The sequence below is a fragment of the Planktotalea sp. genome, from assembly GCF_018607965.1.
GTDB lineage: Bacteria > Pseudomonadota > Alphaproteobacteria > Rhodobacterales > Rhodobacteraceae > Planktotalea.
In genome coordinates this window covers 1-21,372 of the sequence record NZ_JABBAM010000146.1, presented here as the reverse complement: position 1 = coordinate 21,372, position 21,372 = coordinate 1, and the positions used below count along the sequence as shown (strand labels likewise).

Below are 21,372 nucleotides of genomic sequence, written 5' to 3'. Positions count from 1 at the left end.
GTCGTGAATCATATCAGCCCCACAGGCTCAATCAATTAATGGGTCCTGACCCTAAGGGACCACAAGGTGGCCGCTTGAATACACTTGATACGGATTTGATGGACTGGGGGAAGGTCTTTCATTCAATTTCTTCGCCCCTGTCGTCCTGTCACGTGGCCTTCGCAAAGAGTTGGTCGATGCCAAAGGATCAATCGTGAACGTCACGTCGATTGCCGGTGCTCGTGTGCATCCTTTTGCGGGGGCGGCCTATGCGACCTCCAAGGCGGCACTTGCGGCTTTGACGCGTGAGATGGCACATGATTTTGGCCCCATGGGCGTGCGTGTGAACGCGATTGCACCGGGTGAAATCGAGACCTCGATATTGTCCCCTGGCACTGATGAGATTGTGAAGAAATTACCGATGCAACGTTTGGGCAGTACGGAAGAAGTCGCGGACGTTATCTTCTTTCTTTGCTCTGATGCATCAAATTATGTCAGCGGTACAGAGATCGAGATCAATGGTGGTCAACACGTCTAACTGCAACGTTCGAATTGCGCAAAAAACGGATCGCTTGGGGTGAAAACGCTGCGTAAGGTAGGCCCATGAACACACATATCTCTCATGGCCAAGAGGCCAGCTATCACTACAAGCTTATGCGCCGCGCGATTGAGCGGCTTGATGCCAGCGATGTCCCTGTGCCGCTGGAAGAGTTGGCCGACGAAATGAACCTAAGCCCGGCCTATTTGCAACGCTTGTTCTCCAAATGGGTCGGTGTGTCGCCAAAACGCTATCAACAATTCCTTGCTTTGGATCATGCGAAAACGCTGCTACGCTCGCATCATTCGACCTTGGATACGGCTATTGAAGCGGGCCTTTCGGGCGGGGGGCGATTGCATGATTTGTTCCTACGCTGGGAGGCAATGAGCCCGGGTACATATGCAAAAGGTGGCGCAGGCCTAACCATTCACACCGGTTGGTTCGACAGCCCCTTCGGTCGTGTTCTCGCAATGGGTACGGACGTTGGCCTATGCGGCATGGCGTTCGGTGAAGAGCAGGGCGAGGCAGCGACATATAACGATATGGCTGCACGTTGGTCCAAGGCGACGTTTGTACAACAACCGGATCGTATGCGCCCATGGGTCGAGGCCGCGTTTGGTGGGGGTGGCGAAAAACGTCTCCATCTGATCGGTGCGCCGTTTCAAATTAAAGTGTGGGAGGCATTATTGCGGGTTCCTACGGGGCACGTGACCACCTATTCAGACATCGCGCGCGCAGTCGGTAGCCCAAAAGCTGTACGCGCGGTTGGAACGGCAGTTGGTAAGAATCCAGTAAGCTGGCTGATCCCATGTCACCGTGCATTGCGCAAATCTGGCGAACTCGGTGGCTATCACTGGGGCACTCCAATCAAGCGTGCGATGCTGGCGTATGAAAGCGCTGAACGAGAGTCTGTGTCGTAGGAATTGGCGAAATTACGCCTAAATTCCCCGAAATCCCTTGTTGGGAATGTAATTCGGGCGTGTTATAAATTGATCAGCTCCGATCAACGGAGAAAAGCATATGAGGCATAACATGACACGAGCAACGTCCCTTTTCGCAATTTCCGTGGCGTCCCTTCTGGCCCTGACAGCCTGCGTGAGCCCAGATCGCGGCGCAAATAATAACGATTTCAAAAAGACGACAGTGGGTGCTGCGATTGGCGCTGGCGTCGGCGCGGTTGCAGGCCTGATTTCTGGCGGAGACAGTGCAGAGCGCAAGCAAAACGCTGTCAAAGGCGCGCTGATTGGCGCAGCCGGTGGTGCTGTCACAGGAAACATTCTGGATAGACAAGCCGCAGCACTTAAGCAAAGCCTTGGCAATGATCGCGTGACAATCACCAATATGGGTGATCGTTTGATCGTAACCTTGCCACAAGACATTCTGTTCGCCTCAGGCAGCGCAACGCTGCGCAGCGATCTTCAAAGCGATTTGATTGCCGTTGCGAACAACTTGCAAGCTTATCCTGAATCTACAGTGCAGGTTGTTGGCCACACTGACAGCACGGGCGAAGCAGCGTTTAACCAAACGCTTTCTAACAGCCGCGCAAATTCTGTTGTGAATGTGCTAGCGGGCGCAGGTGTGCCACGTTCGCGCCTACAAGGTATCGGACGGGGCGAAGACCAGCCCGTTGCGAGCAACCTGACAGAAGAGGGCAAAGCACAAAACCGTCGCGTTGAGATCGTGATCCTTCCGACGTCCTAAGCTATCTGCAAAATCACACGAAAGCCCCGTCATCTTGGCGGGGCTTTACTTTTATGCACAACACCTCTGCATCTGTTGCGATTGATGTTGGTGCATAAATCCTTTCATCTGAGACCCAGTTTAATTATCTGAAAAGGCTGCACGCTCATGACTACTCCCAAAATCCTAGGTATCTCAGGCTCGCTTCGCGCGGGGTCTAACAACACGATGTTGCTCAAGGCCGCGATTGCGTCATACGGCGCAGCGGAAGTGGAGATAGCCGATCTGAACCTACCGCTTTATGATGGTGATCTTGAGGCGAAGGGCATTCCTGACGCCGTTACAAAACTGGGCGCTCAGATCGTTGCCGCAGATGCGATTATCATTGCAAGCCCAGAGTATAATAAAGGCATCTCAGGTGTTTTGAAGAACGCATTGGATTGGGCCAGCCGCGTTCCTGGCGATGTGTTTCGAGGCAAGCCAACGTTGCTGATCGGGGCTGCGGCAGGCCGTACTGGCGGTGAGACAGCGTATTTCATGACGCGCAACTGTTTATCCCAATTGGGTGCCGCGGTTCTGGCAACACCTGCGGTTTTAGTTGCGGGATCCTATGCAGAGTTCAATGAAGACGGCACGCTGAAAAGCGAGCAGTATCAAGAGAGCTTGGACAAATCGGTCGTAGTTCTGCGTTCTACCTCTGTTTAAGATTTGCGAAGCGAAGCCTCTGGCTGGAACCCATCTGGGATCCGGTCAACACCGTCTAGGATTAGATCAGCCATGATTTGGGATATCTTTGGTGCCATGCCAAAGCCGATTTTGAAGCCCCCATTTGCAATGAATGCATCCTTGCGCATCGGATGATGTCCAATCATCGGCGCGCGCGATTTGGCACGGGGGCGCACGCCTGCCCAGCGTTCGATGACAGAGGCGTCTTGTAGGATCGGAAACGCAGACCGCGCGCGCGCGATAACGTCATCAATGTGTGCATCCGTGCTGGTAGGGTCTTCGAATTCACGTTCAGTGGTCGATCCAATTGCAATTGTCCCATTCGCATGGGGGATGATATGCAAAGCGTCTGCAAAAAGCTGCGGCGCATTTGGTGCGGCAGTGAAATCTAGAACCGCCGCTTGGCCCTTCACGCCATTGCCAACGGGTTGATCCATTTGATCCGCGAGCGCCAGTAACCCACGCCAGCCTGTTGCCTCGACAATAATACCTTGCTCAACACCTTCTGTCAGAACAGGACACCCTTTCGCTGCTAAAGCCGCGACTAACGCATCGCACGCCATGCGCGGATGCATGCGTCCGCTAAGCGTGTCGTGAACCAGTAGACCGCTTGCGCTTTTGGGGGCCCAATCGCCAGCACCTTCCGCGTCAATAATATCGAATGTTGCAAGACCCCGCCAAAGCGTCTTCGCACCCTCTGATCGCGCTTTTGCCAACTCGATAGAGCGCGCGTCGTTTAAAGGCTGCAACCGCCCTGATCGCGCATATCCTGCACTCAGACCACCTGCGTCTTCAACCTCCCGCCAGAAGGTCGCGGACATGATCAGGCTTTCAAATTGGAATTGCTTTTTGTCGTTCCAATTCTCTGGCGTGTGCGGTGCCAGTGCACCAACGACACCGCCGCTAGACCCCGAACCGACGCCATAAGGATCAATCACTTGCACCTTCGCGCCGCGCTGAACGCAAGTCCACGCGATGCTTAGACCAAAGATGCCCGCGCCATAGATCGTGATATCTGCCATTGCCATTTTCGGCACCTCGTGTCCAATGCGTTACGCTCTCTCGTAAGGCAGAACCGCATGAACGACCAGACACACCCACTGGAATGGAACGAAGACGGCGTTCCGATTTCGCAGCGCTTTGATGACCCGTATTTTTCCATGCATGACGGTCTGGCGGAAACGCGACATGTCTTTTTAGGTGGCAACGATCTATTTGCGCGCTTTGTGGATGGATTTCATATTGCAGAGCTTGGATTTGGGACTGGTCTTAACCTGCTTGCGACGCTGAAAGCGTGGCGTCAAAGTGGGGCGCCGGGTGTTTTGCAGTTTACAAGTTTCGAAGCGTTCCCACTCGCGCGTGACCAGATGGCGATGGCGTTGAAAGCGTTTCCTGAAATGGACGAATTAGCGTCAGAACTGCTCGGGGCTTTGACAGGTGCAGGTGCCAAGTTACACGATCTTAAATTCAATCTAATTATAGGCGATGCGCGCGAAGCACTTCCGCAATGGGGCGAGAAAGCCGATGCTTGGTTTCTTGATGGGTTCTCGCCCGCAAAGAACCCTGAACTTTGGGAAGGCCCTTTGATGCACGCTGTCGGCGATCATACGAATACAGGTGGAACCGTAGCGACCTACACCGCCGCAGGTTTCGTGCGCCGTGCTTTGGGTGACGCTGGTTTCGATGTTGAGCGCGTCACAGGTTACGGGCGCAAGCGTCATATGACTGTCGGGAGCAAACGCGCGTGACCCAGAATAACGCGCCTCTCGGTATCGGTTTAATGATCGCAACGACCTTTGTGTTTGCGATACAGGACGGGATTTCGCAGCACCTTGCACGCGAATACAATGTGATGATGATTGTGATGATCCGTTATTGGTTCTTTGCCGCGTTTGTCATCGCGGTCGCGTCCCGCGCGACAGGCGGATTACGCAATGCTGTGCGCACAGAACAGCCAAAGGTACAGATTTTCCGCGGCGTTCTTTTGGCGGCTGAAATTTGTGTCATGGTGCAGGGCTTTGTCTTCCTTGGCCTCATAGAAAGCCATGCTGTGTTCGCGTGCTACCCGCTATTGATTGCTGCACTATCAGGGCCAGTCTTAGGTGAAAACGTCGGCTGGCGGCGCTGGGCGGCGATTGGTGTAGGCTTCATCGGAATGCTGATCATTTTGCAGCCGGGAACGGGCGTGTTTTCTGTCTATGCCCTGATCCCGCTCGCATCAGCCTTAATGTTTGCGCTTTATGGTTTGCTGACACGCTATGTGGCGCGTAAGGACAGTGCCGCGACCAGCTTTTTCTGGACAGGCGTGTCGGGCGCAGTCTTGATGACGTTCGCAGGGTTCATATTCTGGGAACCGATGAGCACGGGCAATTGGTACTGGATGGCACTGTTGTGCTGCACAGGCGCTGGTGGGCATTTCTTGCTGATCAAAACCTACGAGGTGGCAGAGGCAAGTTCAGTCCAGCCCTTCGCATATCTACAACTGGTGTTCGCATCCTCGCTAGGTCTGATCATCTTTGCGGAACAACTTCGTAGCAACGTGGTCATTGGCGCATCCTTGATCGTAGCCGCAGGAATTTTCACATTGTTGAGAGAGCGCGCCAAAGCAAAGGCCGCATTGAGACTTGCGCGCGCACCCAGCGCGTGATTGCCTGAGTACAACATTTTTACGGGAGAGCGATGATGAGCGGAATTTTCGAAACTAAACTGGCCGAGTTGGGCGTGATATTGCCGAATGCACCTGCACCTGCGGCGAACTATGTGCCGTTCGTGCAAGTCGGCGAGCTGGTTCATATTTCTGGCCAAATTTCGAACGGTCCTGATGGGTTCATTACGGGTAAACTGGGCGAAACGATGACTGCCGAAGACGGCGCGGTCGCCGCGAAAACCTGTGCGATCTCGCTTTTGGCGCAGGTCAAAGCGGCGTGCGGTGGTGATCTAGACCGCCTTGTACGCGTTGTGAAACTTGTTGGTTTCGTGAATTCTACATCTGATTTCAGCGATCAGCCCAAGGTCGTTAATGGTGCGTCTGATTTTATGGTCGAAGCATTGGGCGACGCCGGTCGTCATGCACGTTCCGCGGTGTCCGCCGCATCGCTGCCTTTCGGCGTTGCTGTCGAAATCGAAGGCATCTTTCAGATCAAATGATCCAACTTGCTCCCTCTTTCCTAACCCATCCTATGACCCATCGCGCGTTGCATGACGTGAAGGATGGCCGCCCTGAAAACAGTCGCGCTGCGATCAACGCTGCGATTGCAGCAGGCTATGGGATCGAGATTGATGTTCAACTGTCCTCGGACGGTGCTGCGATGGTGTTTCATGACTACGATCTCAAGCGCCTTGCCAAGGACAGTGGCCCTATCCAGCAACGCTCTGCCACGGATCTGGGTCGTGTGATTTTGCGCGGCAGTGACGAGGGTATTCCGACGCTTCCTGAAGTGTTGGAACTGGTCGCTGGGCGCGTTCCTCTTTTGATCGAGGTCAAGGATCAAGATGGCATTATGGGGGCCAACGTGGGTCGCCTAGAACAAGCCGTCGCACGTGACATTGCGAGCTATAAAGGTGCGCTTGCGGTGATGTCGTTCAATCCGCATTCGGTGCAGCAAATGGCAATCCATGCACCCAACGTTGCGCGCGGCATTGTGACCAGCGACTACGCGCCTGATAGCTGGCCTTTGCTGCCCAAAGGTACCCGCGACCGCCTACGCGACATTCCTGACTTTGACACTGTCGGCGCCTGCTTTATCTCTCATGAAGTAGAAGACTTAGGCGCTGCGCGCGTGGCCGATCTGAAAACGCGCGGAGCGACTATTCTGTGTTGGACTGTGAAAAGTGCGGCGCAAGAGAAAGAGGCGCGCAAAGTGGCACACAACATCACGTTCGAACAATATTTGGCAAAGCTTCCCAACGCATGAGCGACGCCGCGGTTGAGATAGAAGTTATCCAAAGTATCACCCAGATGGGCGCTGCTGATTGGGATGCCTGCGCGTGCCCAGAAGCGGCGGATGGCGGTGCGCCGGATGATCCTTTTACGACGTATCGCTTTCTCAGTGCTTTGGAAGAAAGCGATTCTGTGGGATCAGGAACAGGTTGGCAACCACAGTACTTGGTTGCGCGCGCAGACGGTGAATTGATCGCTGTTGCGCCACTGTATGTAAAATCCCATAGCCAAGGCGAATACATTTTCGATCATAATTGGGCTCATGCGTACGAGAATGCAGGCGGGCGCTATTACCCGAAATTGCAGGTTGCGGTGCCCTTCACGCCAGCGACGGGGCGGCGTTTGTTGGCCAAGCCCGAGTATCGCGAAAAGGGCCAAGCGGCCTTGATCCAAGGGGCCGTGCAATTGGCCGCGAACAACGAAGTGTCATCGCTGCATGTTACCTTCTGCACCGAAGAAGAGGCCGACGCAGGCGCGCAAATGGGTTTGATGTCGCGGGTTAGTCAGCAGTTTCACTGGGTGAATAACGACTATGCGACGTTCGATGATTTTCTGGCCTCGCTTTCTTCGCGCAAACGTAAGAACATCCGCAAGGAACGCCAGCAGGCCAATAATTTTGGTGGAACAATCCGCGCGCTGACGGGAGATGAAATTCAACCCGAACATTGGGACGCATTCTGGCAATTCTACCAAGACACAGGCGCGCGCAAATGGGGCACGCCGTATTTGCGCCGTGAATTCTTTGATCACGTGCAAGAATCCATGCGCGACGATGTGATCCTTGTGCTAGCCGAACGGGATGGTATCGCAGTTGCGGGTGCGCTGAATTTCATCGGGCGTAGCGCGCTATATGGGCGCTACTGGGGCTGCACCGAACATCATCCCTCTTTGCATTTTGAAATCTGCTACTATCGTGCCATTGATGCTGCGATTGAACGTGGATTGGACCGTGTCGAGGCGGGCGCGCAAGGTGAACACAAACTTGCGCGTGGATATCTGCCTGTGACAACGCACTCGCTACATTGGGTCGGGGACGCTGGATTTTCTGACGCGATTGAGCGCTTCATCGTGGCTGAGCGTGAAGCGATAGAGCAAGACATAGAAATCCTGACGGACTACGGACCGTTCAAGAAAATTGAAGTGGAAGAACAGCAATGAGCGAACGGTTATTCGACGATACACGTGGGCCTTTGCTGGACCCCTTATTTGCCAATGGCTGGTCCATGGTTGACGGGCGCGACGCGATTGAGAAGCACTTTAAATTTAAGAACTTCGCGGATGCGTTCGGATGGATGACCCGTGCTGCGATCTGGTCCGAAAAATGGGATCACCATCCCGAGTGGTCTAATGTTTACAACAAAGTGCATGTGGTTCTAACGACGCATGATGTGGATGGGCTCAGCACGCTGGACGCGAAATTGGCACGTAAGATGGATAGCCTTTGATCTAACGAAGAAAGGGCACACCCCTTGGCGCGCTCTTCAAACTAAAACCACTGAAGTGATTACATCACATCCAGCAAACCTTCGCCTGCGGAAATTTCACATGCGCCGGGGCTTTCTTCCTCATTGAGCTGCGTGACAACACCGTCCTCGACCAGCATTGCGTACCGCTTGGAGCGCGCGATCAGGCCAGCAGGTGGCGCTTCAAAGTCCATGCCAATGGCCTTGGTGAATGCGCTCTCGGAGTCCGCAAGCATCGTGATGCCGGCCTCAGTCGCGCCAGTCGCTTCGCCCCATGCCTTCATCACGAACGGATCGTTGACGGATACGCAGATGATTTCGTCCACGCCCTTGGCTGTGAACTGGTCTTTAGTGCGGATAAAGCTGGGCACATGCGCGGAATGGCATGTGGGTGTGAATGCGCCGGGAACCGCGAAAACCACGACCTTGCGGCCAGCCAGTTTATCGGCCAGCGCGACGGGGGCAGGGCCTTCTGCGCCAAGTTGCACCAGTGTGGAGGCTGGTAGGCGATCGCCTTTGGAAATTGTCATTGAAGAAGCCTCTCTTGGAATTGCGTTATCTCTCCTCAAGGGTATAGAGTCTGCGCAGGTATTCGCCACCGTTTTAGAGAAGGGATCGCCCAAATGGCGCATTTTGTTGTTATCGGGGCCGGTCAAGCAGGGGCTTCGCTTGTTGCCAAGCTGCGTAGTTCAGGGTTTGAGGGTCAGATCACATTGATCGGCGAAGAACCCGTGCCGCCGTATCAGCGCCCGCCATTGTCCAAGGCTTATCTGCTGGGCGACATGGCGCTAGAGCGCTTGTTCCTGCGGCCTGAAAGCTATTACGCGGATCAGAATATCACGCTGAAAATGGGAGCGGCGGTCACTGCAATTGATGCTGGGAAGCGGCATGTGCATGTGGGTGGTGAAATCCTAACGTACGACCAACTTGCGTTGACGACTGGCTCTGCTGCGCGCACTTTGCCAGCCTCTATCGGTGGTGCTTTGGACGGTGTTTATACCGTGCGCACTTTGGCGGATGTTGATGCTATGACGTCTGAGTTTGTTGCTGGAAAACGCGCCTTGAGCGTGGGTGGCGGCTATATTGGGTTAGAGGCTGCTGCAGTTGCGCGTAAACTGGGTGTCGAGGTCACGTTGGTCGAGATGGGCGAACGTATTTTACAACGTGTCGCTGCTCCGCAAACCTCTGACTATTTCCGTGAACTCCATTCTTCGCACGGTGTGAAGATTGTCGAGGGTGTTGGTTTGGATCGCCTGACGGGTGACATCCGTGTAAATGGTGCGATGCTGACGGATGGCACATCTTTGGACGTTGATTTCGTGATTGTCGGCGTTGGAATTGCGCCGAACTCTGCATTGGCCAATCTATCGGGTTTGGTCATCGAGAACGGCATCGCTGTAGACACGCAAGGCCGCACATCTGATCCCAACATTTGGTCGGCTGGCGATTGCGCATCGTTTGAGCTTCGTGGCGAACGCCGTCGCCTAGAAAGCGTGCAGAACGCGATTGATCAGGCAGAAGCGGTTGCTGAGAATATGATGGGCGCGGGAAAGACCTACACACCCAAGCCTTGGTTCTGGTCGGATCAATACGACGTCAAATTGCAAATCGCGGGATTGAACATCGGTTATGACAGCATCGTTGAACGTCGCGATCCAAATAGTGCTGCAGTGTCGTTCTGGTACTATCAAGGCGATACGCTGTTGGCGGTCGATGCGATGAATGATCCGCGCAATTATATGATCGGTAAGCGCTTGATCGAGGCAGGGAAATCCCCCGCACCAGTGGTCATCGCTAACTTGAAAACCGACATGAAAGCTTTGCTAAAAGCGTGAGGATCATTGGCGGATCATTTCGCGGACGTGCTTTGGCATCAGTCGGTAAAGGTGATGCTGGTGCGCATCTGCGCCCCACTACGGATCGCGTCCGCGAGAGTCTTTTCAACGTGCTGCAAGGTGGTCGATACGGCGATCCTATCGAGGACATGCGCGTGCTTGATCTGTTCGCAGGCACAGGTGCGTTAGGTTTGGAGGCACTGTCGCGTGGTGCTTCGCACGTCACATTTGTTGAGAATGGTCGTAAGGGTCAAAGCTTGATACGTGAGAACATCGCGCTGTGTGACTGTAGGGATCAAACAAAGGTTCTAGGTCGTGATGCAACGCGTTTGCCCGCAAATCTAGATGCGCCCTATGATCTTATCTTCCTTGACCCGCCTTATGCCAAAAAAATGGGTGAGGTTGCGATGGCGTCAGCCCTTCAAAGCGGATGGTTCGCGGATGATGCGCTGATCCTATGGGAAGAAAGCGCGCCAATCAGTGCGCCGCTTGGCTGTGATGTGCTTGAAACACGTAAATTTGGTGGTACTAACATCAGCTTCATAAATTGGCGCGCACCAGCCTAAACCAAAAAAATGGCCCCGACGCGATGAAGCGAAGAGGCCAGTTTGGTACGAGGGAGGGTCGTCAGGATCTAGTGTTTTATCATTCTTTCGGGCCTTTGGCGGCGAAGGAGTGTACTAGGAAATCAATAAAGGCGCGCACCTTTGGCTGTGTGAAACGGCCGGGTGGGTAAACCGCGTAGGGGTCTCAACAGGCAGCTCTGGGATTGCGTCAACAACCAAGCCTTTTTCCATTGCTTCAGAATAAAGGAAGCTAGGGAGATAGGCGATGCCAAGACCAGCGATTGCGGCGTTCAGCAAAGATTGACCATCATTCACGCTTAGCCAGCCCGCCGTGCGGATTTGGCGTTTCTCGCCAGAGGGTGCAGTCACTTTCCAAACGTTGCCGCTGGACTGGTTTGAATAATGCAGCAGCTTGTGATCGTTCAGGTCGTCGATCTTTTCTGGGCGACCATATTTTTCGAAATACGCTGGGGATGCGATCATACGCTTATTAGTTTCTGTCAATTTACGTGCCTGAAGCGAGCTGTCTTCCAGCTCACCAATGCGGACAGCCATGTCAAAGCCTTCGGAAATCAGCTCAACGTAGCGGTTGTTCAAGACCATATTGACCGTGATGTCAGGAAACTCAGACAGGAAATCGCCAAGGACAGGGCTAAGGTGATTAACCCCGAAATCTGTCGCAACAGAGATGCGTAGCAGACCTGAGGGTGCTGATTGCATCGAGGTAACCAGCGCATCTGCTTCGCCAGCATCGTTCAGTACGCGACGAGCGCGATCATAGTAAGCAAGGCCAATTTCGGTTGGGCTAACCCGACGTGTCGTGCGGTTCAAAAGTCGAGCACCAAGGCGCGCTTCTAGGGATGATACGTGCTTGGAAACTGCGGATTTTGAAATCCCCATCTTCTTTGCAGCGTCTGTAAATCCATCCTGATCCACGACTGTGGCGAAGGCTTCCATTTCTGTTAGGCGATCCATTGCGTCTACCTTTGTGTCTCTGTTCGAGGACTAGGTATCGCTATCAAAAGGGGCGTGATTGGGGCGCTGGCTAGACAATGGTAGGGTTTTGTCGCGGATCGTTTGCGCCGTGGAAACAGCGAAACGGTATGTTTCTTTGGTAAAGCTGGGGGCTGTGCCCCCAACGTTTAAGCTTAAAGTGAGGCAGCCAATCGCGTCCCTTGGTTGATTGCGCGCTTTGCATCAAGTTCGGCCGCAACATCTGCGCCACCAATCACGTGACAGGAAACGCCCTTTGCTTCCAACGCATCCGCAAGCGAACGATCTGGCAACTGTCCTGCGCACAGAACAATCGTGTCTGCTTCGATCAAAGTTGGGTTTTCGCGTGCTTCACCGAAGGACACATAAAGCCCGCCTGCTTCAACACGCTCGTAGTTTACGCCACCGATCATGTTGACGTTCTTCATCTTTAACGCTGCACGATGAATCCAGCCCGTTGTTTTACCCAAACCCTTGCCGTGCTTTGTTGTTTTGCGCTGAAGCAAAGTCACCTCGCGCGCGGGTGCATCAGGCTGTGGACCCGCTGGTGCAAGACCGCCGCGTGTTTCTGATGGATCACCAACGCCCCATTCTTCTTTCCATGCGGCCAAATCGACCGTCGGGCTGACGCCTTCATGAACTAGCGTTTCTGCGACATCAAAACCGATACCGCCCGCGCCAATGATTGCGACGCGCTTGCCGACCTTCGCTTTACCGCGCAGGACATCTATATAAGAAAGCACGTTTGGCGCGTCTTGGCCGGGGATGGCGACATCACGCGGAACGACGCCTGTGGCGATGATAACGTCGTCGAAATCAGCCAATTGATCAGACGTTACTTCTGTGTTCAGCTGAACGTTCACGCCGCTAGCGGCGAGCATGGTGCGATACCAATCGACCAGACCCCAAAATTCTTCCTTGCCCGGAACCTGCTTGGCCATGTTCAATTGACCGCCCACTTCATCTGCGCGATCAAACAGCGTCACATTATGCCCGCGCTCTGCCGCGGTCATCGCAGCGCTTAGGCCCGCGGGACCGGCGCCGACGACGGCAATCTTCTTTACTGCCGTAGCTGGCTCAATCACCAGTTCCGTTTCATGGCACGCACGTGGGTTCACCAAGCACGACGTCATTTTGCCACCGAACGTGTGATCGAGGCAGGCTTGGTTACACGCAATACAAGGTGCGATGTGATCGGCTTTGCCAGCGATCGCTTTGCTGACAAAATCCGCGTCGGCAAGGAAAGGTCGCGCCATGGATACCATGTCCGCCGCCCCGCCAGCGATAACATCTTCGGCAACCTCGGGCGTGTTGATGCGGTTCGAGGTAATCACAGGAATGCTGACCTTACCCATCAGTTTTTTCGTGACCCACGTAAACGCAGCGCGTGGAACCGAGGTTGCGATTGTAGGAATGCGGGCCTCGTGCCAGCCAATGCCAGTGTTGATGATCGTAGCGCCGACGGCTTCCACGGCTTGGGCCAGTTGAATGACCTCTTCAAAGGTCGAACCATTCGGAACTAGATCAATCATGGAAAGACGGTAGATAATAATAAAGTCTGTACCAACGGCCTCGCGTACGCGGCGGACGACCTCAACGGGCAGACGCATACGGTTCTCGTAAGATCCTCCCCAGCGATCTGTTCGCTTGTTCGTATGGGTCACAAGGAATTGGTTCAGGAAATATCCTTCCGATCCCATAATTTCAACGCCATCATAGCCCGCTTGTTTGGCGCGCGTGGCAGCAACAACGAAATCATTGATTTGCTTTTCAATGCCGTCTTCATCCAGCTCTTTGGGAGGGAAAGGTGAAATGGGGGATTTAACGGCACTTGCAGAAACGCACTCAGGACCATAGGCATACCGACCCGCATGCAGGATTTGCATGGCGATCTTACCATCCGCTGCATGAACGCGATCTGTAACGATCTTGTGGTTCGAAATATCTTCGTCGCTGAACAGGCCGGCCGCACCAGGGAACACGCCACCTTCTTTAGAGGGAGACATCCCACCAGTGACGATCAAAGCTGCTTGCCCGCGCGCGCGCTCTGCATAGAATTCCGCAACGCGGTTCCAGTCTTTGCTTTCCTCAAGGCCTGTGTGCATTGACCCCATCAATACGCGGTTCTTCAAAGTGGTAAAGCCAAGGTCGAGCGGGGCAAGCATGTGCGGATAATCAGTCATAGTAACCTCCAAGTGTTGGAGGCAGAGTGCGCATGCAAAAAAGGCGTGTCACCTGAAACGCAGCGTCACCTGTTTGACGTGGTTTCGATGCGGGTAAATCGTGTGAATTTAGGCCGTTTCAACGTAGTGGCGGCGGAATGCGCGCTTTACCATGTCTAACTCTGCACGCAGCAGCGCGACTTCGGCACGAATATCGTCAGTTACGGCATCGCCTGCAATAATGGTGAAGCTATCCAGCGTTTCGCCCGTCTCTTTATCAAAGATTAGAAACGTTTGTGCCCCATTTTCAACCAATTCCACAGGGATAGGCACCCGCAAGGACCATTGGTTCGGTTCACCCGTTTCTTTAAGATGTAATGTGCCTAGCAGCTTCTCTAAGTGGGTCACGCCAAGATCAGGTCGTCCGGCATCCAAATCTTTTGCAGTCAGCACACCTTCCCAGACACCTTCGAAAAGACGGGTTTTGCTTAACTCAAAGACACTCATATCGCAGTTCTTTCTGTTCTTAGTTTAGTGCGGCGTGGGATGTTAAACATCTGCGCGCGGGCGACGGCTTAGCGTGAGGTCGCGCAGAGTGACTTGGTTCATTTGAGGGCCTTCAAAAATAAGATCTAGCCACATACTATCTACACGCTTTTCATTCAACTTGGTGTAAGCCAGATCAAATTCAACCATTGGTACTTTGTCGTTCAAAGGCAATTCGCGCACCACCTGTTCCGTGTTGGGACCATGCTTTATGTTGAGGCGTGCAAAGATTTCGAGGGGTTTTTCCATTTCGATGATGGGTTCCAACCGTATCAGGTGTTTGCGTTTAAGGCCGCTCACACTTGCTTCGGGTAGATCGATCACCAACGACAAGAACGAGCTGTCGAATTAAAAAACATCCATGCGCAGGCCGTAAGGTGCTAAATCGGCTTCGCGGATGTTACTTGGCGCAAAGAAAGCTCTGACAGGTCGCAGTCGTGGTGAAGTGAAATTTCGCGCCCCAGCATTGATTTGCTAGGGACAGAGGCCATGCCTTGAGCAGGCAGCGGACCGCTCCATGTTTCGGGGCGCCATGCCCAATCTGAATCGTGTGATTTTTGAATCGCTTGGCTGCCGATTAAGGGCAGGGCCAGTCGGTTGTCTGCAACGTGAACAAAGCGATTTAGATGAACCAACAAGCGTCTGGCCATACCGCGTCGCTTTCGCAAAACAGAAAGCCGCGTTTTTGTTGACGCATCAGCAATGCGCGCCCAACGACGCAAAGATCGGTTGAACAATAGTCTGCCCAAAAATGAAGATTGTTCCGTCGACATGGTAGCCAGTTACCTATTTGGTGATTGTTTCCAAATCTACCTTAATCAAATTAAGAGCGGTTTAACAAACGTCCAATGAGCCCACGGGCACCTTTTTCTCTGGTTCAACCGTGTCGGGCGTAGGAATTTTTGACACAATCCCTGGCTACTCAATTGGGTTGCCTTCAACCGGTGTGGCAGGGGTGTTAGAATTGTTCCCAAGTATTGCACCGCGTGTCGCTGACAGTCCTTTGGTTAGTTTAGTCAGCAAATCTGCGCCAGCGTCCGATGTCATACTTGACCCTTTCGGCGCAAACAGCCCCAACAGCACCAGTCGTTGGTCTAGTAACGTTGAACCGCGCCAATGCACCGGATCAGCCACCGAGAAAACCTCGTCGCCACCTGTTGCGACTTGAACCAGTGCCAAAGCGCCTTTTTGCTTTTGTTGCAAGATACTTCGGGGTGCGCTTGCTTGGGCCAAATCAGTTGTCGTTGGGGCAACTGCGCGCGCGCCGCGACGGTTGGAAATTTGTAGGCTCATAACTGTGGTGTCCGCGCCAGCACCTTTGCCATCAAGCGATGAACATTTGGCAAGCATCAACGAGCCGCTCTGCAATCGGTTGTTTATAGAGGAATCGTCAATGCAATAGCCCTCGGGAGCCGTCACAATGAACGACCCACGGGCCAGCTTGGCACGCGTGCTTTTTGCGACGATAGTGCCTACTGTGGCACCTTTGGTTTGAGCTGTGTCTTTCGGCGCAAAGGAAAGTCCGTTCGCTCCGTCGACACATGCGCTCAACGATGCGCTACACAACAGTGCCAAGCCCAACTTACGGGCTTGGCGTTTGTTGAGATCACAGATCCCAATATTCATGCTTTTCTGCCTTACCGCCGGGATGCGTGACCGCGCCCTTGTAGATTTCACCAACTTGATCTGCATACTTCCAAAGTGCACCAGAGGCATAGATCGTCTCGCGTGGGCCTTTCCACTCGGTACGGCGCGCGGCCATATCTTCGTCGGAAATATCAACATCAAGTGTGCCCTCGACGGCATCAAGCGTGATGATGTCACCCTGTTGTAGCAATGCAATCGGTCCACCGTGTGCCGCCTCTGGACCAACATGACCCACGCAGAAACCGCGCGTTGCACCAGAGAAACGTCCATCCGTGATCAGCGCCACTTTCAGGCCCATACCTTGACCGGACAGCGCTGCAGTTGTTGCCAACATTTCGCGCATTCCAGGGCCACCTGCTGGACCTTCATTGCGAATAACGAAAACGTCGCCTTCGCTGTATGTTCGGTTTTGAACCGCTTCAAACGCGTCCTGTTCGCATTCAAAAATACGCGCAGGGCCAACGAAACGCTGATGCTGCGCTGCCATGCCCGCAACTTTCACAATCGCGCCTTCGGGGGCAAGGTTACCCTTGAGGCCAACAACGCCACCTGTTTTGGTGATTGGTGTTTCAACAGGATAAACCACGCGGCCATCGGCCTTGAGCGTGTGCTTGTCGAGTTCTTCGCCGATTGAGTAACCCGTCGCGGTCATACAATCCTCATGGAGCAAGCCCGCACGACGCAATTCGTTCAGAACAACTGGAACGCCGCCGGCTTCGTAGAGGTCTTTCGCAACGTACTGACCACCCGGCTTGAGGTCGACAAAGTAAGGCGTGTCGCGGAAGATATCGCAGACGTCTTCAAGGAAGAAATCAATGCCTGCTTCATGCGCCATCGCAGGAAGGTGCAGACCCGCATTCGTGGACCCGCCCGTACACGCAACGATGCGCGCTGCGTTCTCAAACGCTTCGCGCGTGCAGATGTCGCGCGCGCGGATGTTCTTCTCAATAAGGTTCATCACCGCGATGCCAGATGCTTTAGAATATTCGTCGCGGCTCTCAAACGGAGCTGGAGCACCAGAAGAGTTCAGCAGGCCAAGGCCAATTGCCTCGGATACGCAGGCCATGGTGTTAGCTGTGAATTGGCCGCCGCATGCACCAGCAGAGGGGCAGGCGACGCGCTCGAGAATCTCTAGCTCGGCTTCAGTCATCGTGCCGTTTTGCTGATGACCAACAGCTTCAAACATGTCCTGAACGGTCAGATCACGATCCGCATATGCTGCAGGAACGCTGGCACCTTCTGGCGCGCGACCCGGAAGGATGGAGCCCCCATAAACAAAGACGGACGGCACGTTGAGGCGGATCATCGCCATCATCATGCCCGGTAGGGATTTATCACAACCCGCAAGACCAACAAGTGCGTCATAGCAGTGGCCGCGCATTGTCAGTTCAACCGTATCTGCAATCGCTTCACGCGATGCCAAGGAGGAACGCATGCCCTCATGACCCATCGCGATTCCGTCAGTCACAGTGATCGTCGTAAATTCGCGCGGCGTTCCAGAGGCAGCCTTGACACCCATCTTTGCAGCTTGCGCTTGACGGTTCAAAGAGATGTTGCACGGTGCCGCTTCATTCCAGCAAGTCGCAACGCCAACCAGCGGTTGGTGGATTTCTTCTTCGGTCATGCCCATTGCATAATAGTAAGAACGATGCGGCGCGCGGGCAGGGCCCTCGGTCACGTGGCGGCTGGGCAGTTTGCTTTTGTCAAATTTGGTCATTGCTGGCTCCCGAGAATGCTTTGGAATGTGGATAATTCAGCAATGCCGAACCCGCAAGTCGCAAAGCCCTCTGGCACACGGCGCAGAGCAAGCCTAGATAGGCTATATGCTAAAGATACTTTTCTCTTTTGACTATTCTGCTCATGAGCGTTTCATCGCCCCCGCGCGCGCGGGGGCGCAAATTTGGCGTTTAATTCTCGGTCTTGTCCTAACTGTACTTTTCATATGGATCTGCGCGCCGCTCATTTGGCAATTTTTGTTCTACACCATGAGCGACGAAGGATATCGTGCCGTTCACGAGGATCTTGAAACGCTTTTGCTGCCGCAAAGCATTTTGATCCTGCTGTCCTCATTCGGTTTGATCTGGCTCGCGCTTGCGGCGATTGTTCTGGTCTTACACAAACGCCGACCTGAAACATTGATTGGCTCCCCCACGATCGCCTTTTTGCAGGCTAAATTTGTGATCGTCGCGTTGTTGTTGTTGACGGTGGCGATGTTGCTTATGCCACCCTACGGCTACTCACCTGCATTAGAAGGCGGATTACCTTTTGGACGTTGGGTGCTGTTCCTCGTTCCTGCATTGCTTGCGGTTTTCATCCAAACGAGCGCTGAAGAAGTGCTTTTTCGTGGCTATTTGCAACAACAACTCGCAGCGCGTTTCAATCATCCCGCAATTTGGATGATGTTGCCGTCGGTACTGTTTGGATTGGCCCACTATGCGCCTGATACATATGGCAGCAATGCGTGGCTTGTCGTGATTTGGGCGGGTATTTTTGGTCTGTTTGCAGCCGACCTAACAGCACGTTCTGGAACACTTGGTCCTGCCATTGCATTGCACTTTGCGACCAATGTTTCAGCGTTATTACTGATTGCACCACAAGGCGAGATGTCAGGCCTTGCATTATTCCAACACGGATTCTCTGCTGCCGACGAAGATGCGGTGCGCGCGTTCTTGCCCATCGACTTTGCGGTGATGCTGGTCAGTTGGCTGGCTGCACGCCTTGCTTTGCGGCGTTGATTGCAATTGGGGCCAAGGGGCTTTATCTGGCAACAAAGACTAATGCAGGAAAGGGTCTGGGATGAACTGGATCAACAATTACGTCCGCCCACGGATCAACTCTATTTTCTCACGTCGTGAGACGCCTGAAAACTTGTGGTCCAAGTGTGACGAATGCGGCATGATGTTGTTTCACCGCGAACTGAGCGGCAATCTCAACGTCTGTACGTCCTGTGGTCACCATATGGCGATCACAGCGCGTGATCGTTTTGAAGCGCTGTTTGACGTTGGGATTTTCACCGAAATTGATGTGCCCGCCCCCGTTGTTGATCCTTTGCAGTTTCGCGATCAAAAGAAATACCCTGACCGTTTAAAGGCCGCACAGAAAGTAACAGGCGAAGCAGAGGCTATGTTGGTTGCTGAAGGCGAGATCGGGCGCACACCAATCGTCGCAGCCTGCCAAGACTTTTCGTTCATGGCAGGGTCCATGGGCATGTATGTGGGCAATGCGATTATTACGGCCGCTGAACGTGCGGTCGCGACGGGCAAGCCTTTGGTGTTATTTTCCGCAGCGGGCGGCGCACGTATGCAAGAGGGCATTCTTAGCCTCATGCAAATGCCACGCACGACGGTTGCCATCCAAATGCTGAAAGAAGCAGGACTGCCGTATATTGTGGTTCTGACCCATCCAACGACGGGGGGGGTGACCGCGTCATATGCGATGCTGGGAGATGTTCAGATTGCTGAACCGAATGCTTTGATTTGCTTTGCGGGACCCCGTGTGATTGCGCAAACTATCGGTGAAAAGCTTCCTGAAGGTTTCCAGCGCGCTGAGTATTTGCTAGAGCACGGCATGCTAGACCGCGTGACCAAGCGGACCGAGATGAAGGAAGAATTGGTTTCCATCATCCGTATGCTGATGCACATGCCGCCCCCTGTTATGGGCGATTTGCCAAAGCCGTCGGAGTATCCCGAGCTGGCTGCACCAGCAGACGCAGAAACAGCTGAGACTGCGAAAGAATGAGCGTGGGCACATCTGACGTCATCCTTAAAAGGATGATGTCACTGCATCCGAAGATCATTGATTTGGTTCTTGATCGCGCGACGCGTTTGTTAGATGCGCTGGACAATCCTGAACGCAAACTTCCCCCCGTAATCCATATCGCTGGGACCAACGGCAAAGGTAGCACCCAAGCGATGCTGCGCGCGGGTCTTGAGGGCGTGGGTAAAGAGGTTCATGCCTATACATCCCCCCATCTTGCACGCTTTCACGAACGCATCCGTGTCGCGGGGGATCTGATTTCCGAAGAGCACCTCACCGAAATTCTGGATGAATGCTACACAGCCAATGGCGGTGAAAGCATTACGTACTTCGAAATTACAACCTGCGCTGCCTTCCTTGCGTTTGCGCGTGTTAAGGCGGATTACACATTACTTGAGGTCGGCCTTGGCGGGCGTGTGGATGCGACCAATGTGATTGATACGCCTGCGCTGACGATCATCACGCCTGTGTCGATTGACCATCAGCAGTTCTTGGGTGACACGCTTGCGGAAATTGCTGGTGAAAAAGCAGGTATACTTAAACGGGGTGTGCCGTGTGTGGTTGGTCCGCAAGAAGACGAAACCATTGATGTGATCGAGGCCAAAGCAGCCCGTCTTGGCGCGCCTTTGTTGGTTCATGGTCAACATTGGCATGTCAGCGAAGAGCGAGGACGTTTGATCTATCAGGACGAAACGGGCTTGCTTGATCTGGCCATGCCAGCATTGCTTGGGGCGCATCAGGTGCAAAATGCTGGTGCAGCAATCGCTGGCTTGCGTGCGCTGGGCTTTGGTGAGAAAGCGTGCAGTGCAGCGATGACGGATGTCACGTGGCCCGCGCGTATGCAGCGCCTGAAGGATGGCGCATTCCCTGCACGTGTACCCAGCCTAGAGCTTTGGTTGGATGGCGGTCACAATGCATCTGCCGCGCTGGCGATTGCGGATCTTCTTGGAAAATTGCCCAAGCGCGAAACGCATTTGATTTGTGGGATGCTCAACACCAAAGACGTAAGTGGCTACATGAAGCCCCTTGCGCCGCATGTGACGGGTTTGATGGCTGTTAGCATTCCCGACGAGATCAATACGTTACCCAGCGATGTGACTGCACAAGCTGCGCGCGCCGCTGGGATCGACGCGACGGAAGCTGAAAATGTGCAGGATGCACTCACATCTATAGCGCAAAAATCGCCAAATGCGCGGGTGTTGATCTGTGGATCGCTCTATCTGGCAGGCCATGTGTTGCGTGAAAACGGTTGAACCCTAGATTGGTAACGCTAACGAGTCCTAGTGAGATTCATGCAACCCTAGTGATATATTGACGTAAGAGAAGCGTAGGTTACAGCTAGATTCAACGAAAGCGGAAAAACGTTTCGAGCAGGTATGAGCAGTAATTTGTCAAAAATAGGTGCGTTTGCGCCAGCCATTCTGATGGCCTCCCTTTCGCTCTTGCTGAATACGCAAGATGTGCAAGCTGATATTGCCCCAGGGCTGTCTAGCGTCGAATTTGAATTCGGTGGTCAGTCGCCTAGGGTCAGGACTCATAAC

The 21,372-nt window shown here is 53.7% G+C and carries 20 protein-coding genes and 3 pseudogenes; 15 read left to right on the top strand and 8 right to left on the bottom strand.

Annotation, left to right across the window (positions count from 1 at the left end; all coding sequences use genetic code 11):
- From QZ279_RS13105 to QZ279_RS13090, 4 genes and pseudogenes are all read left to right on the top strand, one after another.
- Window positions 1-517: pseudogene (locus QZ279_RS13105) on the top strand (SDR family oxidoreductase); the annotation flags it as partial.
- A gap of 65 nt (window positions 518-582) precedes the next feature.
- Window positions 583-1,437 (top strand): bifunctional helix-turn-helix domain-containing protein/methylated-DNA--[protein]-cysteine S-methyltransferase, encoded by an 855-nt coding sequence (locus QZ279_RS13100; protein WP_293451582.1) that lies wholly within the window; start codon window positions 583-585, stop codon window positions 1,435-1,437.
- 112 nt (window positions 1,438-1,549) lie between these two features.
- The gene (locus QZ279_RS13095) at window positions 1,550-2,218 is read left to right on the top strand and encodes an OmpA family protein (RefSeq protein WP_293451580.1); all 669 of its coding nucleotides are present in this window, start codon (window positions 1,550-1,552) and stop codon (window positions 2,216-2,218) included.
- Between the two features lie 147 nt (window positions 2,219-2,365).
- Window positions 2,366-2,902, top strand: coding sequence for an NADPH-dependent FMN reductase (locus tag QZ279_RS13090; RefSeq protein ID WP_293451578.1), 537 nt, complete (start codon window positions 2,366-2,368; stop codon window positions 2,900-2,902).
- Here the strand turns inward: QZ279_RS13090 and QZ279_RS13085 are convergent.
- Window positions 2,899-3,951: an FAD-binding oxidoreductase gene (locus QZ279_RS13085; RefSeq protein WP_293451576.1), complete on the bottom strand. Its 1,053-nt coding sequence runs from the start codon at window positions 3,949-3,951 to the stop codon at window positions 2,899-2,901. The two genes, QZ279_RS13090 and QZ279_RS13085, sit on opposite strands and share 4 nt — an antisense overlap.
- A 51-nt stretch (window positions 3,952-4,002) precedes the next feature.
- On the opposite strand from QZ279_RS13085, the gene mnmD reads away from it, so the two are divergent.
- The 6 genes from mnmD to QZ279_RS13055 are packed head-to-tail and all read left to right on the top strand — an operon-like array spanning window position 4,003 to window position 8,308.
- Window positions 4,003-4,671: a tRNA (5-methylaminomethyl-2-thiouridine)(34)-methyltransferase MnmD gene (gene mnmD, locus QZ279_RS13080; RefSeq protein WP_293451574.1), complete on the top strand. Its 669-nt coding sequence runs from the start codon at window positions 4,003-4,005 to the stop codon at window positions 4,669-4,671.
- A complete protein-coding gene (locus QZ279_RS13075) occupies window positions 4,668-5,570 on the top strand; it encodes a DMT family transporter (protein ID WP_293451572.1) in 903 nt (300 codons plus the stop codon). Before mnmD ends, QZ279_RS13075 begins: the two co-directional genes overlap by 4 nt.
- A gap of 35 nt (window positions 5,571-5,605) precedes the next feature.
- Window positions 5,606-6,070: a RidA family protein gene (locus QZ279_RS13070; RefSeq protein ID WP_293451584.1), complete on the top strand. Its 465-nt coding sequence runs from the start codon at window positions 5,606-5,608 to the stop codon at window positions 6,068-6,070.
- Window positions 6,067-6,837, top strand: a complete 771-nt coding sequence (locus QZ279_RS13065; protein WP_293451570.1) for a glycerophosphodiester phosphodiesterase family protein — start codon at window positions 6,067-6,069, stop codon at window positions 6,835-6,837. Before QZ279_RS13070 ends, QZ279_RS13065 begins: the two co-directional genes overlap by 4 nt.
- Window positions 6,834-8,021: a GNAT family N-acetyltransferase gene (locus QZ279_RS13060; RefSeq protein WP_293451568.1), complete on the top strand. Its 1,188-nt coding sequence runs from the start codon at window positions 6,834-6,836 to the stop codon at window positions 8,019-8,021. Before QZ279_RS13065 ends, QZ279_RS13060 begins: the two co-directional genes overlap by 4 nt.
- On the top strand, window positions 8,018-8,308 hold the full coding sequence (locus QZ279_RS13055) for a 4a-hydroxytetrahydrobiopterin dehydratase (protein WP_293451566.1): 291 nt from the start codon (window positions 8,018-8,020) through the stop codon (window positions 8,306-8,308). The genes QZ279_RS13060 and QZ279_RS13055 overlap by 4 nt, the downstream gene beginning before the upstream one ends.
- Window positions 8,309-8,367: 59 nt before the next feature.
- Here the strand turns inward: QZ279_RS13055 and QZ279_RS13050 are convergent, their stop codons facing one another.
- Window positions 8,368-8,856, bottom strand: a complete 489-nt coding sequence (locus tag QZ279_RS13050) for a peroxiredoxin (RefSeq protein ID WP_293451564.1) — start codon at window positions 8,854-8,856, stop codon at window positions 8,368-8,370.
- A 93-nt stretch (window positions 8,857-8,949) separates the two neighbouring features.
- Between QZ279_RS13050 and QZ279_RS13045 the strand changes: the two genes are divergently transcribed.
- Together QZ279_RS13045 and rsmD are read left to right on the top strand one after the other, a co-directional pair.
- Window positions 8,950-10,161, top strand: coding sequence for an FAD-dependent oxidoreductase (locus QZ279_RS13045; RefSeq protein ID WP_293451562.1), 1,212 nt, complete (start codon window positions 8,950-8,952; stop codon window positions 10,159-10,161).
- Complete coding sequence (gene rsmD, locus QZ279_RS13040; RefSeq protein WP_293451560.1) at window positions 10,158-10,727, top strand: 16S rRNA (guanine(966)-N(2))-methyltransferase RsmD; 570 nt, start codon at window positions 10,158-10,160, stop codon at window positions 10,725-10,727. The genes QZ279_RS13045 and rsmD overlap by 4 nt, the downstream gene beginning before the upstream one ends.
- 79 nt (window positions 10,728-10,806) lie before the next feature.
- Here rsmD and QZ279_RS13035 read toward each other — a convergent pair.
- From QZ279_RS13035 to ilvD, 6 genes and pseudogenes are all read right to left on the bottom strand, one after another.
- Window positions 10,807-11,702, bottom strand: a pseudogene (locus QZ279_RS13035) (LysR family transcriptional regulator).
- Between the two features lie 173 nt (window positions 11,703-11,875).
- The gene (locus QZ279_RS13030; RefSeq protein ID WP_293451558.1) at window positions 11,876-13,903 is read right to left on the bottom strand and encodes an NADPH-dependent 2,4-dienoyl-CoA reductase; all 2,028 of its coding nucleotides are present in this window, start codon (window positions 13,901-13,903) and stop codon (window positions 11,876-11,878) included.
- Window positions 13,904-14,011: 108 nt separating this feature from the next.
- The gene (locus tag QZ279_RS13025; protein ID WP_293451556.1) at window positions 14,012-14,389 is read right to left on the bottom strand and encodes a hypothetical protein; all 378 of its coding nucleotides are present in this window, start codon (window positions 14,387-14,389) and stop codon (window positions 14,012-14,014) included.
- Window positions 14,390-14,431: 42 nt separating this feature from the next.
- Window positions 14,432-15,201: pseudogene (locus QZ279_RS13020) on the bottom strand (DUF6478 family protein).
- A 145-nt stretch (window positions 15,202-15,346) separates the two neighbouring features.
- Complete coding sequence (locus QZ279_RS13015; RefSeq protein ID WP_293451554.1) at window positions 15,347-16,054, bottom strand: hypothetical protein; 708 nt, start codon at window positions 16,052-16,054, stop codon at window positions 15,347-15,349.
- Entirely contained in the window at window positions 16,035-17,792 is a 1,758-nt protein-coding gene (gene ilvD / locus QZ279_RS13010) for a dihydroxy-acid dehydratase (RefSeq protein ID WP_293451552.1), read from the bottom strand. The genes QZ279_RS13015 and ilvD overlap by 20 nt, the downstream gene beginning before the upstream one ends.
- 268 nt (window positions 17,793-18,060) lie before the next feature.
- On the opposite strand from ilvD, the gene QZ279_RS13005 reads away from it, so the two are divergent.
- The 3 genes from QZ279_RS13005 (at window position 18,061) to QZ279_RS12995 (ending at window position 21,084) form a co-directional block, all read left to right on the top strand.
- Entirely contained in the window at window positions 18,061-18,810 is a 750-nt protein-coding gene (locus QZ279_RS13005) for a CPBP family intramembrane glutamic endopeptidase (protein ID WP_293451550.1), read from the top strand.
- A gap of 61 nt (window positions 18,811-18,871) precedes the next feature.
- Window positions 18,872-19,813, top strand: coding sequence for an acetyl-CoA carboxylase, carboxyltransferase subunit beta (gene accD / locus QZ279_RS13000; protein WP_293451548.1), 942 nt, complete (start codon window positions 18,872-18,874; stop codon window positions 19,811-19,813).
- Window positions 19,810-21,084 carry a folylpolyglutamate synthase/dihydrofolate synthase family protein gene (locus QZ279_RS12995; protein ID WP_293451546.1) on the top strand — a complete coding sequence of 425 codons (1,275 nt, stop codon included), beginning with the start codon at window positions 19,810-19,812 and terminating at the stop codon, window positions 21,082-21,084. The genes accD and QZ279_RS12995 overlap by 4 nt, the downstream gene beginning before the upstream one ends.
- The last annotated feature ends 288 nt before the right edge of the window (window positions 21,085-21,372 follow it).